14 protein-coding genes are annotated in these 12,821 nt (G+C 28.8%); 2 read left to right on the top strand and 12 right to left on the bottom strand.

Annotated features, from left to right (window positions below):
* Nucleotides 1–8 precede the first annotated feature (8 nt).
* From nadD to metX, 9 genes are all read right to left on the bottom strand, one after another.
* Nucleotides 9–551: a nicotinate (nicotinamide) nucleotide adenylyltransferase gene (nadD, locus tag AC5SLY_RS05950; protein ID WP_006997685.1), complete on the bottom strand. Its 543-nt coding sequence runs from the start codon at nucleotides 549–551 to the stop codon at nucleotides 9–11.
* On the bottom strand, nucleotides 532–1,782 hold the full coding sequence (locus AC5SLY_RS05945) for a glutamate-5-semialdehyde dehydrogenase (protein WP_494598732.1): 1,251 nt from the start codon (nucleotides 1,780–1,782) through the stop codon (nucleotides 532–534). Before AC5SLY_RS05945 ends, nadD begins: the two co-directional genes overlap by 20 nt.
* Nucleotide 1,783: 1 nt before the next feature.
* The gene (proB, locus tag AC5SLY_RS05940) at nucleotides 1,784–2,890 is read right to left on the bottom strand and encodes a glutamate 5-kinase (protein WP_271726291.1); all 1,107 of its coding nucleotides are present in this window, start codon (nucleotides 2,888–2,890) and stop codon (nucleotides 1,784–1,786) included.
* On the bottom strand, nucleotides 2,880–3,863 hold the full coding sequence (gene cgtA / locus AC5SLY_RS05935) for an Obg family GTPase CgtA (protein WP_006997688.1): 984 nt from the start codon (nucleotides 3,861–3,863) through the stop codon (nucleotides 2,880–2,882). The genes proB and cgtA overlap by 11 nt, the downstream gene beginning before the upstream one ends.
* Before the next feature lie 30 nt (nucleotides 3,864–3,893).
* Nucleotides 3,894–4,148: a 50S ribosomal protein L27 gene (gene rpmA / locus AC5SLY_RS05930; protein ID WP_006997689.1), complete on the bottom strand. Its 255-nt coding sequence runs from the start codon at nucleotides 4,146–4,148 to the stop codon at nucleotides 3,894–3,896.
* A gap of 12 nt (nucleotides 4,149–4,160) precedes the next feature.
* Nucleotides 4,161–4,565, bottom strand: a complete 405-nt coding sequence (gene rplU / locus AC5SLY_RS05925) for a 50S ribosomal protein L21 (RefSeq protein ID WP_006997690.1) — start codon at nucleotides 4,563–4,565, stop codon at nucleotides 4,161–4,163.
* Nucleotides 4,566–4,630: 65 nt separating this feature from the next.
* Nucleotides 4,631–5,350, bottom strand: coding sequence for a hydroxyacylglutathione hydrolase (gloB, locus tag AC5SLY_RS05920; RefSeq protein WP_494587272.1), 720 nt, complete (start codon nucleotides 5,348–5,350; stop codon nucleotides 4,631–4,633).
* Nucleotides 5,351–5,947 carry a methionine biosynthesis protein MetW gene (gene metW / locus AC5SLY_RS05915; RefSeq protein ID WP_018413606.1) on the bottom strand — a complete coding sequence of 199 codons (597 nt, stop codon included), beginning with the start codon at nucleotides 5,945–5,947 and terminating at the stop codon, nucleotides 5,351–5,353.
* A gap of 2 nt (nucleotides 5,948–5,949) precedes the next feature.
* Nucleotides 5,950–7,068 carry a homoserine O-acetyltransferase MetX gene (metX, locus tag AC5SLY_RS05910; RefSeq protein WP_020168877.1) on the bottom strand — a complete coding sequence of 373 codons (1,119 nt, stop codon included), beginning with the start codon at nucleotides 7,066–7,068 and terminating at the stop codon, nucleotides 5,950–5,952.
* A 191-nt stretch (nucleotides 7,069–7,259) separates the two neighbouring features.
* Here metX and hisC point away from each other — a divergent pair, with 191 nt between their 5' ends.
* Together hisC and AC5SLY_RS05900 are read left to right on the top strand one after the other, a co-directional pair.
* Nucleotides 7,260–8,342, top strand: a complete 1,083-nt coding sequence (gene hisC / locus AC5SLY_RS05905) for a histidinol-phosphate transaminase (protein ID WP_494574955.1) — start codon at nucleotides 7,260–7,262, stop codon at nucleotides 8,340–8,342.
* Nucleotides 8,343–8,344: 2 nt separating this feature from the next.
* A complete protein-coding gene (locus AC5SLY_RS05900) occupies nucleotides 8,345–9,241 on the top strand; it encodes a prephenate dehydrogenase/arogenate dehydrogenase family protein (protein WP_271623132.1) in 897 nt (298 codons plus the stop codon).
* On the opposite strand, the gene AC5SLY_RS05895 is transcribed toward AC5SLY_RS05900, so the two are convergent.
* The 3 genes from AC5SLY_RS05895 to AC5SLY_RS05885 are packed head-to-tail and all read right to left on the bottom strand — an operon-like array spanning nucleotide 9,238 to nucleotide 12,798.
* Nucleotides 9,238–9,984 (bottom strand): C40 family peptidase, encoded by a 747-nt coding sequence (locus AC5SLY_RS05895; protein WP_494598731.1) that lies wholly within the window; start codon nucleotides 9,982–9,984, stop codon nucleotides 9,238–9,240. The two genes, AC5SLY_RS05900 and AC5SLY_RS05895, sit on opposite strands and share 4 nt — an antisense overlap.
* A complete protein-coding gene (locus tag AC5SLY_RS05890; protein ID WP_494587269.1) occupies nucleotides 9,974–11,350 on the bottom strand; it encodes an AmpG family muropeptide MFS transporter in 1,377 nt (458 codons plus the stop codon). The genes AC5SLY_RS05895 and AC5SLY_RS05890 overlap by 11 nt, the downstream gene beginning before the upstream one ends.
* 2 nt (nucleotides 11,351–11,352) lie before the next feature.
* Nucleotides 11,353–12,798 carry a TrkH family potassium uptake protein gene (locus AC5SLY_RS05885; RefSeq protein ID WP_494587268.1) on the bottom strand — a complete coding sequence of 482 codons (1,446 nt, stop codon included), beginning with the start codon at nucleotides 12,796–12,798 and terminating at the stop codon, nucleotides 11,353–11,355.
* Between the last annotated feature and the right edge of the window lie 23 nt (nucleotides 12,799–12,821).

Below are 12,821 nucleotides of genomic sequence, written 5' to 3'. Positions count from 1 at the left end.
TAACCTTATCAAATTTTTCTTAATTGAGAAGATGAAATATTAACCTTTTTAAAATTAATAAAAGATAATCTATTTTTATTTACACCGTTATAGGTCACAGACTTTAGCGATTTAGCTTTATATCCCTGTCGATCAAATACAAGTAGATTGCATTTTTTTATAATGGATTTCCATTTATACCATTTATGAAAATTGATTAGATTGTCAGCACCCATAATAAAATAGATCTCAAATTTTTTATCTTTATTTAAGTAATTGATGAGGTCAATTGTTTTATTGGAGAGAACTTTTTCCTCATAAAATTTTACTTTAATAAAATTATTTTTACCAATAATTTTTTTTGCAAATTTTATTCTATTTTTTAGATCTGTTTTACTTGTATTTTTAAATGGGTTTTGTTTAGTAATTGCCCATATAATATTTTTTAATTCTAATATTTTTTTAGCCTGTTTAGAAATTTCTAAATGACCTTTGTGAGCAGGATCAAAAGTTCCCCCCAAGATTCCAATTTTTGTCTTTTTTTGTTTTAAGTTATTTTCTGGTTTTACCATTACTAATAATTTCGTATTTGTATGAAACGAGCTGCCCTAATCCAACAGGTCCTCTTGGAGGCAAAGTATTTGTCGAAATGCCAACCTCACCACCAAAACCGAATTCACCACCATCAGCAAATTGAGTAGATGTGTTATGCATTGCTATTGAACTTTTAACATTTTTTAAGAATTTATTTGCAGTTTTTTTATTTTCAGTAATGATAGAGTCAGTATGCATAGTCCCATATTTGTTAATATGGCTAATAGCGTCGTCACAATCTTTAACTGTTTTTACAGACACTGTTGATGATAAATATTCAGTAGACCAATCCTTTTCTTTTGCTGGATAAATCTTTCCCTTGTAATATTTTTTCAAAAAACGATCTCCATAAATTTTGCAGTTATTTTCTTCTAACTTTTTTAAAATTGGGTTACAGAATTTCTTAACAATTTTTTCATGCATCAAAATTGTTTCAGTAGCGCCACAAATACTAGTATTTCTTAGCTTCGCATTATAGGTAATGTTTGTAGCCATCTTTAGATTGGCATCCTTATCAATAAAAGTATGACAAAGACCTTCCAAGTGACCGATAATAGGGACGTTAGAAAATTGTTGAACTCTTTTTACTAAATTTTTTCCACCACGAGGTATTATTACATCAATATAATCTTCCATTTTTGAAAGCATAAAGTCGACCATTTTTCTGTCTTTAGAGTCTATAAATTGAATAAAGTTTTCATTCACTCTAGTTTCCTTAAGCGACTTTCGAAATAGTTTTGCTAAAATTTTATTAGTATTTATAGCTTCAGAGCCACCCTTTAAAATTACAGCATTTCCAGATTTAAAGCATAAACTTGCAACATCAGCTGTAACGTTGGGTCTGCTTTCATAAACAACACCTATAACACCAATAGGTATAGACACTCTGCTAATTGTTAAACCATTTGGTCTGCTCCATTTTTCTAAAGTAGCATCAACAGGATCTTTCAATTTAGCAATTTTATTTATAGAATTTTTTATGCCTATTAGCTTTTTTTCATCAATAGTTAATCTTTCTATCAGATTGCTTTTTAGGCCCTTGTTTAGAGCAAATTGAATATCTTTTTGATTAGCTTTAAATATAGATTTTTTTTCTTTGCCTAATAAGAAAGCATATTTTTTTAAAACTTTATTTTTAGTTTTTGAATTAACTTTATCAAGTGATGTCTTTCTTGCATTTTGACCTATTAATCTCATATATCTGCTCATTCTATACCTCTACTATATCATCTTTATGAATTACTTCTGATTTGGAAATATATCCTAGTAATTTTTCTATTTCTTTCGAGTGGTGACCCATTATTTTTTCTATTTCATTAGATGAAAAAGAGCTAAGTCCTCTTGCACATTCGTAATTATTTTTATCTAAAACTTTAATATGATCTCCTTTACTAAATCGCCCAGATACTTTTTTTATTCCTGCTGCTAATAAACTTTTACCATTTGAAAGTGCTTGTTTCGCACCATCATCAATAATCAGCGCACCTTTAGGTGAAACAGAGCTGATAATCCATTTTTTTCTAGCATCTAATTTTGAAACCTTAGGTAAAAACCATGTACAATTATTCTCTTCAGTTATTTTTTTAATAGGTCGGTTTATTAAGCCATTTGCTATTACCATCTGGCATCCTGATAATTGACAGATTTTAGCAGCATCTATTTTAGTTTTCATGCCACCCGTTCCATGCTCACTAATACTTTTGGTCGCTATTTTTTCTATATCTTTATCTATATTTCTTATTTCTTTTATTAATTTTGCATTTTTATATATTTTTGGATTATGTGTATAAAGACCATCTACATCAGAAAGCAAAATAAGGGAGTCTGCACCTGATATTTGTGCAACACGAGATGCTAATCTGTCATTATCACCATACTTAATCTCTGAAGTAGCGATAGTATCATTTTCATTTACTATTGGTACAAAGCCCAGTTTAAATAAATTATCAAAAGTTCTTTTTGCGTTAAGGGCTCTTCTTCTTTGTTCTGTATCTTCTAGAGTGAGAAGAATTTGAGAAATATTAATTTTTAATTTAACAAATGTTTCTGAAAATAAGTTCATTAGTTCAATTTGCCCAATAGAAGCAACAGCCTGACTTTTATCAATCTTAAGGTTTTTTTTGCTAATATTTAGTTTTTTGCAACCCATTGCTATTGCTCCAGAGCTTACAATAATAACTTTTTTATTCTGTTTTATTAATTCCTGAATATCTTTAGTAAATTCAGTGAGCCATTTTCTCCTTACTTTTTTTTTGTCATCTATTAACAAGGATGAGCCAATCTTAATTACAATTATTTTAGAATCTTTAAGATACATAGGAGAGCAATTTAGCTTTAATTCTAGATATTGAGCCTTTTTCTAATGTTGAGAGTGTAACCACCTCAGAATCTTTATTTTTAGAAAAATTTTTTAAAATTTCTTTCACTTCTTCTTCTTCTAATAAGTCTGTCTTATTTAATACAATTATCTCTTTTTTTTCTAGTAAATCTTTACTGTAACTCCCCAACTCATTTCGAACTTGTTTATACGTATTTTCAAGGTCCTCATCAGTAATATCTATTAAATGCATTAAAGTTTTGCATCTTTCTATGTGTTTTAAAAATTGAATACCAAGACCTACACCCTCGTGCGCACCTTCAACCAATCCAGGAATATCAGCTAGAGTTATTTCTTTATCATCATAACTTGCAACACCAAGATTTGGATTTAATGTTGTAAATTTATAGTTAGCAATTTTAGGCATCGCATTTGTAATGGAAGCTAATAAGCTTGATTTACCTGCATTAGGTAGTCCAACAATACCAACATCAGCAATAGTTTTTAACTGAAGCCAGATTACATACTCTTCACCAGGCGCACCTTTAGTAAATTTTTTCGGAGCTCTATTAGTGGAACTTTTAAATCGAGTATTTCCTAGACCACCTTTACCACCATTAGCTACAATAAATTCTTCACCTTCTTTTTTAAAATCATAAATTAAGGTTTTATTATCTTCTTCAAAAACTTGCGTACCTATTGGAACTTTTAAAATTAAATCTTCTCCACTGTGACCTGTACGATTTTGTCCAGAGCCATTAACCCCTCTTCCTGCTTTATGGTGTTGTTGAAATCTATAATCGATAAGAGTATTTAAATTTCTTTCTGACCTAAGATATATGGTGCCACCTTTACCTCCATCGCCACCATCAGGTCCGCCGTATTCAATAAATTTTTCTCTACGGAAGCTAGGAGATCCATGTCCTCCATTGCCTGCTTTTACATAAATTTTAACTTGATCTAGAAACTTCATAATACAACTCTTAGTTTTTTAGTTGTACTACTAATTGGGCTTTACTGAAACGAATGTTCTATCTGATTTACCCTTTTTGAAAACAACTTTTCCTTCAACAACAGAAAAAATTGAATGATCTTTACCCATCCCCACGTTTTCACCAGGAAAAATTTTTGTGCCTCTTTGTCTTACAATTATGTTTCCAGGAATTACTACTTCACCACCATACTTTTTAACGCCAAGTCTACGACCGGCACTATCTCGTCCGTTTCTCGATGATCCACCTGCTTTTTTTGTTGCCATAATTTACCTAATTTATTTGCTTGCTACTTCAGTCTCAACTTTTTCAACTTTTTTAGTTGGTTTTACCATTTTCTCAGCTTCTGATAAAACTTTACCATCTTTTGAAAAAATTTTGCTAATTCTAATTAATGAATACTGTTGTCTATGACCATTTTTTCTTCTTGAATTCTGTCTTCTTCTTTTTTTAAATATTAAAATAGTTCTATTTTTACCATTTTCTACAAGGTCGGCTTCAACTTTTGCACCTTCAACTACTGGAGAACCAACTTCAATAGTTTTATCATCTCCATAAGCTAGGATTTCTTTAAATTCGATTTTAGTTTCAGGTTTAGAATCTTCTAATCTTTCAATTTTAAGGATTTCACCAGCTTTAACTTTGTACTGTTTTCCACCTGTTTGTATTATTGCGTATGACATTGTTTAATCTGTTTTTTATAATCAGCAATATAGTCTTGACCAAATTATAGTCAAGCGCGAATAAGCTAAAAATTGTCCTTTAAATCTCTCAATTTTGAAAAGCTTTCCTCTGTACCCGATCTAAGAAAAATATTGCACTCTAATTCCTCTTTAATTGTAGATGGAATAGTAGGTAGGTTTTTTTCTAATTTTTCATCTATAAGTTTAATCTTAACTTTAAGGCTTTCATTATCTTGGTCGTGAGCAATACAAAATTTAGAGTTTTGTTTGGTATATTCATGTCCGCAATAGACCTTAGTTTTTTCTGGCAGAGCTTTTATTTTCATCAATGAATTATACATCTGTGAGTATGTTCCTTCAAAAATCTTGCCACAACCAAGTGAAAAGAGGGTGTCTCCAGTAAAAACAGACTCTTCATTATAAAAATAAAAACATATATGGCCAAGGGTATGACCAGGTATATGAAATATTTTAGCCTGGAAATTTTCTTCATGCCAAATGTCCTGATCACCAACAAGTATATCTATTTCTGGAATTCTATCTTTGTCTCCTTTGTATCCAATAACACTAGCTCCATATTTTTCTTTTAATTCTTTATTTCCCCCAACATGATCATAATGATGATGTGTATTTAATATATATTTTAAATGTATATTTTTATCTTCCAAATATTTGATGACAGGTTTTGCTTCACTAGGGTCAATCACACATGCAATATTTTTAGCTTTATCAATAATTAGATAAGAATAATTATCCTGTAGACAGCGTATTATTTCAATTTCCATTTAACTTTCAATTAAAAAAATACCCAATTCTGCAGATAAATTTTTAGTATTTAGATTAAGTCTATTAATAGAAGATATCTTTTCGTTATGTAGAGCTAATGATTTATCTAATTTAATTTTTCTATTTTCACAAAAATTATAAAAATCTTTTATAGTGCACATATGAAGGTTGGGAGTATTGTACCACTCATCAGGTAGATTTTTTGTAATTGGCATTGTTCCTTTAATTAATAGGTGAAGTCTAACCTTCCAAAAACCAAAATTAGGTATTGTAACAATAGCTTTTTTGCCAACTCTTAATAGTTCTTTGATAACTATTTCAGGATTTAAAAATGCTTGTAATGTTTGACTTAAAATAACGAAATCAAAGGAACTGTCAGGAAATTGTAATAGATCTTTTTCTGCATCACCTTCGATAACAGTTAGTCCTTTTGATAAACATTTTTGAACATTATCTTTTGAGATTTCTATTCCTCTTATGTCTATTTCTTTATTATATTTAAGATATTCCATTAATATGCCATCTCCACACCCCACATCTAAAACTCTAGTATTTTTTTCAATTAAATCGGAGATTATTTTAAATTCTTGTTTCATGTTTAGTTTTTAGAATAAGCTGTTTTAATATAGTCACCTAGAGTATTTAAAAATTTAGGAACTTTTAAAAGGAATGAATCGTGCCCTTTGTCAGATTCAATTTCAACAAATCCGACCTCAGCACCTATAGCATTTAAGGCTATAACAATTTCTTTATTTTCAGAGGTTGGATAAAGCCAATCAGAAGTAAAAGATATAATAAGAAACTTAGTTTTAGTTTTTTCAAATGCTTTAGATAAATTACCATGATGTTCTTTTACTAGATCAAAATAGTCCATTGCTCTTGTTATGTATAGGTAGCTATTGGCGTCAAATCTATCAACAAATACAGATCCTTGATATCTTAAGTAGCTTTCAATTTGAAAGTCAGCATCAAAACCAAATTTCAGATCATCTCTTTCTTGTAACTTCCTTCCAAATTTTTCCTGAAGACCATTTTTAGACAAATAAGTTATATGTGCAGCCATTCTTGCAACAGATAATCCTTTATTAGGATTTTTATTTTGATTGGAATAATCACCGTTCTCCCAATTAGCATCAGCCATAATTGATTGTCTACCAAGTTCATTAAAAGCAATGTTCTGTGCCGAATGACTAGCTGTACAGGCTATTGGAATAGCAACTTTTGCTTTATCAGGGAAGTTATTAACGAATTGAAGTGTCTGCATACCACCCATTGATCCACCCATAACAGCAAATAATTTTTCAATATTAAAAAAATTTAAGAGATTAAATTGCGCGTTAACCATGTCATTAATAGTAATAACAGGAAAAGTAGTGCCATATTTTTTATTGGTATCAGGGTTAATATCACTAGGACCAAATGAACCCATACAGCCACCAATAACATTTGCACAAATTACAAAGTATTTATCAGTATCAATAGCTTTACCAGACCCAACAGCATAAGACCACCAACCTTCTTTTTTAGTAATTGGATTTATTCCAGATACAAATTGATCACCAGTCAAGGCATGAAAAATAAGAATAGCATTATCTTTATTCTCATTTAGAGAGCCATAAGTTTCGTAAGCTAGAGAATAATTATTGATAGTTTGGCCACAATCTAATTTTAATGGTTTATCAATTATAATATTTTTTATGTTCACATTTATATTCATAAGTATTAGCCAAATTTGAATTGTGAGACAAAAAAACTTATTTAGCGGTTTTTTTTAAGCGCTCGCAATTCAGTTAAATCAGCGCATATTTTTTGTACTAGATAGCATTTCTTATGTCAATTTTTTTAAAAAATGACTTATTCTATATGAAAGGATAATATTTTATTTATAAGGTAAATTAAATTAATATAATGACAGTTCCAAAATTTAAAAAATTCAAAATAGAGGCTTATAAACCAGGTAAGTCAAATATAGCAAAAATACGAAATATTATAAAATTATCAGCAAATGAGTCAGCTCTTGGTGTAAGCCCGAGAGTAAAGAAAATTTTACAGAATAAAGAATTGTTAATATCGAAGTATCCAGACGGTAAAGCAAAAAAATTAAGAAAAGAAATTTCAAAGAAATTTAAGTGTGATTTTGAGAGAATAATTTGTGGTGCAGGGTCAGATGAAATTATTCAAATGATTTGTCAGTTATACTTAAAACCTTCTGATGAAGTGATTGTTCCTCAATATAGCTTTTTAATGTACAGGATATATGCACAAATAGTGGGGGCAAAAGTTGTTTTTTCTAAGGAAAAAAATTTTAAAGTTTCGATAAATGAAATTATTAAGAAAGTAACAAGAAAAACCAAGCTAGTATTTATTGCTAATCCAAATAACCCAACAGGAACATACTTAACTAGAGCAGAATTAATAGACTTAAGAAAGAAATTAAATAAAAACATTTTACTAGTTTTAGATGATGCGTATTTTGAATATATGAAAAATAAAGATTATAAATCTGGTTTAGATTTATTTAAAAATAAAGATAATGTTGTTGTGATAAGAACTTTTTCAAAAATATATGGACTGGCCTCCTTAAGAGTTGGCTGGGGTCATGGGCCAAAAAAAATTATATCTGCAATGAACTTAATTAGACCGCCATTTAATGTAAATCAAGTTGCACAGATGGCAGCAATAGAAGCTTTAAAAGATAGAAAATTTATTAATAATTCTGTGAAACACAATATTAGAGAAGCAAATAAAGTTAGAAATGTTTTACAAAAACTAAAAATTTTCTCAAATGAAGTAACGGCTAATTTTTTACTGTTAAATTTTGATAGATGTAAATTTTCAGCTAACTATATTTTTAACAAACTTCAGTCAAAAGGAATTATATTAAGATCTACAGAGGATGGGTATAATATTAAAAACAAATTAAGATTAACAATTGGATCAACAAAAGAGAATATGAGATTCATAACAACAATTAAGGCTATCTTTAATTGATTATGAAAAATGTTTTAATTATAGGCTGTGGTTTAATTGGTTCTTCATTATTAAGAGCAATTTCTGAAAAAAAAATAGCTAAAAAAATATTTGTCTATGAAAAATCAAAATCAAATATTTTAAAAATCAAAAAATTAAAATTACCATGTGAAATTACAAATGATTTAAAGCAAATTATCCCAAACTTAGATTTGATAATATTTTGTACTCCACTAGGAGAATATGAAAAAATAATTTTAAAGATAAACAGATATTTATTACCCAAAACTATTATTACAGATGTTGGATCATCTAAAGAAAAGTCTATGGACTTAATTAAAAGAAAATTAAAAAAAGGAATTTTTTGGACATCCAGTCACCCTATTGCAGGTTCAGAAGTTAGTGGCCCAGAAAACGGAGTAAAAAATTTATTCCTTAATAAATGGTGCATATTAATAAAAGAAAAAAATACTAACAGAAAACATCTTATGATACTTACCAAGTTCTGGAAAAAAATTGGTTCAAAAGTTGCAATTATGGACTCAAAAAAACATGATACGATTTTTTCTATGACCAGTCATTTGCCTCATTTAATTGCATATAATTTGGTTAAAACAGCTACAGACTTCGAAAAACAACAAAGATATGAATTAATAAAATTTAGTGCCGGTGGTTTGAGAGATTTTTCAAGAATTGCTGCATCTAATGAAATTATGTGGAGAGATATTTTTTTTAATAATCAAAAAAATATTTCAAAAGTTATTGATCTGTTTATTAAAAATTTACGTTCATTTAAAAGAGATATTCAATTTAAAAATAATAAATCTATTATTAAAAAATTAGTTAATACTAAGAAGGTTAGGAAAAAAATAATTAAGTTAAAACAAGATATTAATAAGCCAGATTTTGGAAGAAATTAGTATTTTATAGGGGATATTTTTTTTACTGTTAATTTTGCTGTTCTTTCAATTCTATTTATTGTCTCTTTTATATTCATAATCAAAACTTTCTTTTCAGGACCATATGCATGAATTAACTTTTGAGCGTTAATACAAACAGCAACATGACCTTTCCAAAAAATAATATCACCTTTTTTAAAAACTTTACTTCTATTTTTTTTTGCTGAATATTTTATTTGGTCTTTTGTGTCTCGTGGATAAAATTTATTATTATAGTAAAAAAATAATTGTAAAATAGCAGAGCAGTCTATACCTCTATAAGTTTTACCACCCCATAGATATTTAATTTTTAAAAACATTTTTAATACTTTTAAATAATCTTTTTCAATATGATTAATTTTTTTTATATTAACTTTTTTAATCCATTTATTTTTTTCAAACTCTATGAATTTTTTATTTTCATGAATCATTGAAATTCTTGATGTAAAGGGCAAAAAATTTTTTGTTTTATTTTTTTGTTTATTATAAATATTTGCTTTTAGAGTAAATATTTTATGGGTTGGTTGGTGATCTTTTGTGTAATCTTTATTTTTTATGTATCCAGTATAATTATCGAATAAAGCCTTTATTTTTATCCAACTTTTATTCTTAGATATAATTTTAAATTTTTCTCCGTACAAAATTTGAGAGGTAACCTCAGAAAATGCATTGGGCTTTTTATGGATATTTGATAATGGTTTTTTATAAAAATAACTATCTTTCATGAAGTTTTAATTTATCTTTTATAAGCCATAAGCAAATCAAAGAAGGTATTACCATGATGGCTGTAATGATAAAAAATACTCCCCAATCTCCATTAAGCCAATCTACTAATGCTCCAGATGATGATGCAAGTGTAGTTCTACCTGCAGTTCCAATTGATGCAAGTAACGCGTATTGGGTTGCAGTATATGTTCGGTCTACTAGTAATGAAATAAATGCTACAAATGCAACTGTTGCAAATGCTGCTGCTATATCATCAAATATGACTGCTACTGCAAATAACAACTCGGATTTATCACTCCACGCTAAGACTGTGAATAATAAGTTAGTTGCAGCCATTAATATTCCTGCAACAAACATTGCTTTTAAAACACCAGATCTAATTACAAAAAGTCCACCCAGCAATGTAAACATAACTGTAGTAATCCAACCTAAAGTTTTAGAATAAATTGCAATATCACCTTTAGAGAAGCCTATTTCTTTATAAAAAACTATCGACATACGTCCAAGAAAGGCCTCACCAATCTTAAATAAAAAAATAAAACTTAAAATTCCAACAGCAATTGTAAAACCATTTTTCCTAAAAAAGCTTATTATAGGGCCACCTAATGTGCTGCTTATCCATGTTATGAAATTAGTTATAATATTTTTTGATCCAAGTTTACTTTCTATAAGTTTATCAGTTTCTTTTTGTTTTTTTTGTCTGTCAGTATAAAGAGGCTCATGGACAAACATCAAACCTATATTCATTAAAATTACTAGAATTCCTAAAATTAAAAATGTAATTTGCCAGTAATTTGTAACACCCATATTCTCTAAATATTCTGCTGTAAATAAAGCTATTACACCACCTAATTTGTATCCACTCCACCAGCCAACAACAGCCATAGCAGCGCCAGCGGCCATTGATTTACTTTCGTGTTCGCCTATTTGTTCAATTCTTAAAGCATCAACTGTAATATCTTGTGTCGCTGATGCTATAGCAATAATTAAACCAACTGTAATTAGTAGTGCAAGGTTTTCGGTAGGATTAATGAAACTCCAAGTAACAAGACAAGCTAAAATTGCAATTTGCATTGAAACTATCCAGCCTCTTCTATGACCAAGTTTTTTTGTTAGGTAGGGTATTTGAAATCTATCAATAAGGGGGGCCCATAAATAATTAAAAGCATAAACAGCAAATATTAGTCCTGCCCAACCAATTGTTGATCTGCTTAAGCCCTCTTCTTTGAGCCATAGACTTAAACTGCTCCCAATTAAAACCCAGGGAAAACCAGAAATTGCACCTAATAATAATATTCTAAGCATTCTCTTATCAAAGTAGACAGCAAAAGTTTCTGATAAGGATTGTTTTTTAATTTCAATCATAGTTAATTTCTCCAAAATGATGGAAGAAACAATACAAGTATAGCAAATAATTCCAACCTACCCAATATCATTCCGAGACTTAAAATCCATTTAGATATTTCTGGTAAGCTTGAAAAATTGCCATTAGGGCCAATTGTAGAGCCTAATCCTGGACCAACATTTGAGATAGAAGTTGCGGCACCAGAAATTGAAGTAACAAAATCTAGACCACTTAAGGACAAAAATGCAGTTATTAAAAAAAATATAACCAAATAAAGAAAGATAAAAGAAATGATGGAAGCCATAAATTTATCATCAACATTATTTTTATCATATTTTATTATGAATATGCCTTTTGGATAAATAATCTTTTTTAATTGATTAATAATAAAAAGGTATAAAATTTGAATTCTAAAAATTTTAATTCCACATGTGGTAGAACCAGCACAACCACCAATGAACATTAAAGTTAGAAAGAAAATGAGTGGAAAATTACCCCATCCATCAAATTCTCCAGTAACATATCCCGTTCCACTTAATATAGAGATAACATTAAAACAAATAGTCCTAATATTTATTTGAGAAAAATCTTTGTTGTGAAAAAGTAAATAAATAAAAAGTATAATAATTGAAAAAACAATAATTTTTAAAAACGATTTTATTTGAACATCAGAGATAAGAATTTTTCTGTCTCCATTTAAAAATTTTATATAAGCAATAAAAGGTAAACTCCCTAATATGATGAAAACCATGGATGATATTTCGATAGGTAGACTATTAAAATATCCAATAGATTCGTTATAATTTGAAAAGCCACCCGTTGCTATCGTGGTCATTGAATGAGTTAAGCTATCAAAAATATTCATACCAAAAATTTTATATGTAGAAGCACAAAGCACGGTTAGACCTAAATAAACGTAAATTAGTCTAAGTGAAATTTCTTTTGATTTTGGTAATAGTTTTTCAGAAGAATCATTACTTGAAATTTTAAACAATTGCATTCCACCAACATTCATTATTGGCATTAAGGTTATTGCCATTACAATAATACCAATTCCACCTAACCATTGAAGCATTGCTCGCCACAAAAGTATCGATCTTGGAGCACCCTCTAAGTTGGAGATAATTGTCGACCCTGTTGTGGTGATTCCAGACATACTTTCAAAGAAAGAGTCAGTAATTGAAAGTTCAAGAGTAGAAAAAATAAAAGGTAAAGAACCAAATATTGCAATACTTAACCAAGAAAGAGCAGTTAATAAGAACGCTTGTTGTAGATTTAATTTTTTATCATGATTTAAATTTGTTAAAAAAAATAAAACACCAAATATTATAGAAATTATAGAGCCTCCAATAAAAGAGGAGTCAATTTCTGAATATATAAACTGAGCTATAATTGGAATCATCATGGAAATTCCAAGAATAATTTGCAAAACACCCAAGGTAAAAAAAACAGTTTTATAATTAGACATTTTGAAAGAACATTATTTTATGG

It is taken from the genome of Candidatus Pelagibacter sp. PS_23, assembly GCF_059417905.1.
This window is presented reverse-complemented; position numbering and strand designations above follow the sequence as displayed.

Excerpts from the sequence above, each read along its gene's own strand:
- cgtA (WP_006997688.1), bottom strand. The coding sequence starts at position 3,863 with ATGAAGTTTCTAGATCAAGTTAAAATTTATGTAAAAGCAGGCAATGGA.
- AC5SLY_RS05885 (WP_494587268.1), bottom strand. The coding sequence starts at position 12,798 with ATGTCTAATTATAAAACTGTTTTTTTTACCTTGGGTGTTTTGCAAATT.
- hisC (WP_494574955.1), top strand. The coding sequence starts at position 7,260 with ATGACAGTTCCAAAATTTAAAAAATTCAAAATAGAGGCTTATAAACCA.
- gloB (WP_494587272.1), bottom strand. The coding sequence starts at position 5,350 with ATGGAAATTGAAATAATACGCTGTCTACAGGATAATTATTCTTATCTA.
- nadD (WP_006997685.1), bottom strand. The coding sequence starts at position 551 with ATGGTAAAACCAGAAAATAACTTAAAACAAAAAAAGACAAAAATTGGA.
- AC5SLY_RS05945 (WP_494598732.1), bottom strand. The coding sequence starts at position 1,782 with ATGAGCAGATATATGAGATTAATAGGTCAAAATGCAAGAAAGACATCA.
- AC5SLY_RS05890 (WP_494587269.1), bottom strand. The coding sequence starts at position 11,350 with ATGATTGAAATTAAAAAACAATCCTTATCAGAAACTTTTGCTGTCTAC.
- rpmA (WP_006997689.1), bottom strand. The coding sequence starts at position 4,148 with ATGGCAACAAAAAAAGCAGGTGGATCATCGAGAAACGGACGAGATAGT.
- metX (WP_020168877.1), bottom strand. The coding sequence starts at position 7,068 with ATGAATATAAATGTGAACATAAAAAATATTATAATTGATAAACCATTA.
- AC5SLY_RS05895 (WP_494598731.1), bottom strand. The coding sequence starts at position 9,984 with ATGAAAGATAGTTATTTTTATAAAAAACCATTATCAAATATCCATAAA.
- AC5SLY_RS05900 (WP_271623132.1), top strand. The coding sequence starts at position 8,345 with ATGAAAAATGTTTTAATTATAGGCTGTGGTTTAATTGGTTCTTCATTA.
- metW (WP_018413606.1), bottom strand. The coding sequence starts at position 5,947 with ATGAAACAAGAATTTAAAATAATCTCCGATTTAATTGAAAAAAATACT.
- rplU (WP_006997690.1), bottom strand. The coding sequence starts at position 4,565 with ATGTCATACGCAATAATACAAACAGGTGGAAAACAGTACAAAGTTAAA.
- proB (WP_271726291.1), bottom strand. The coding sequence starts at position 2,890 with ATGTATCTTAAAGATTCTAAAATAATTGTAATTAAGATTGGCTCATCC.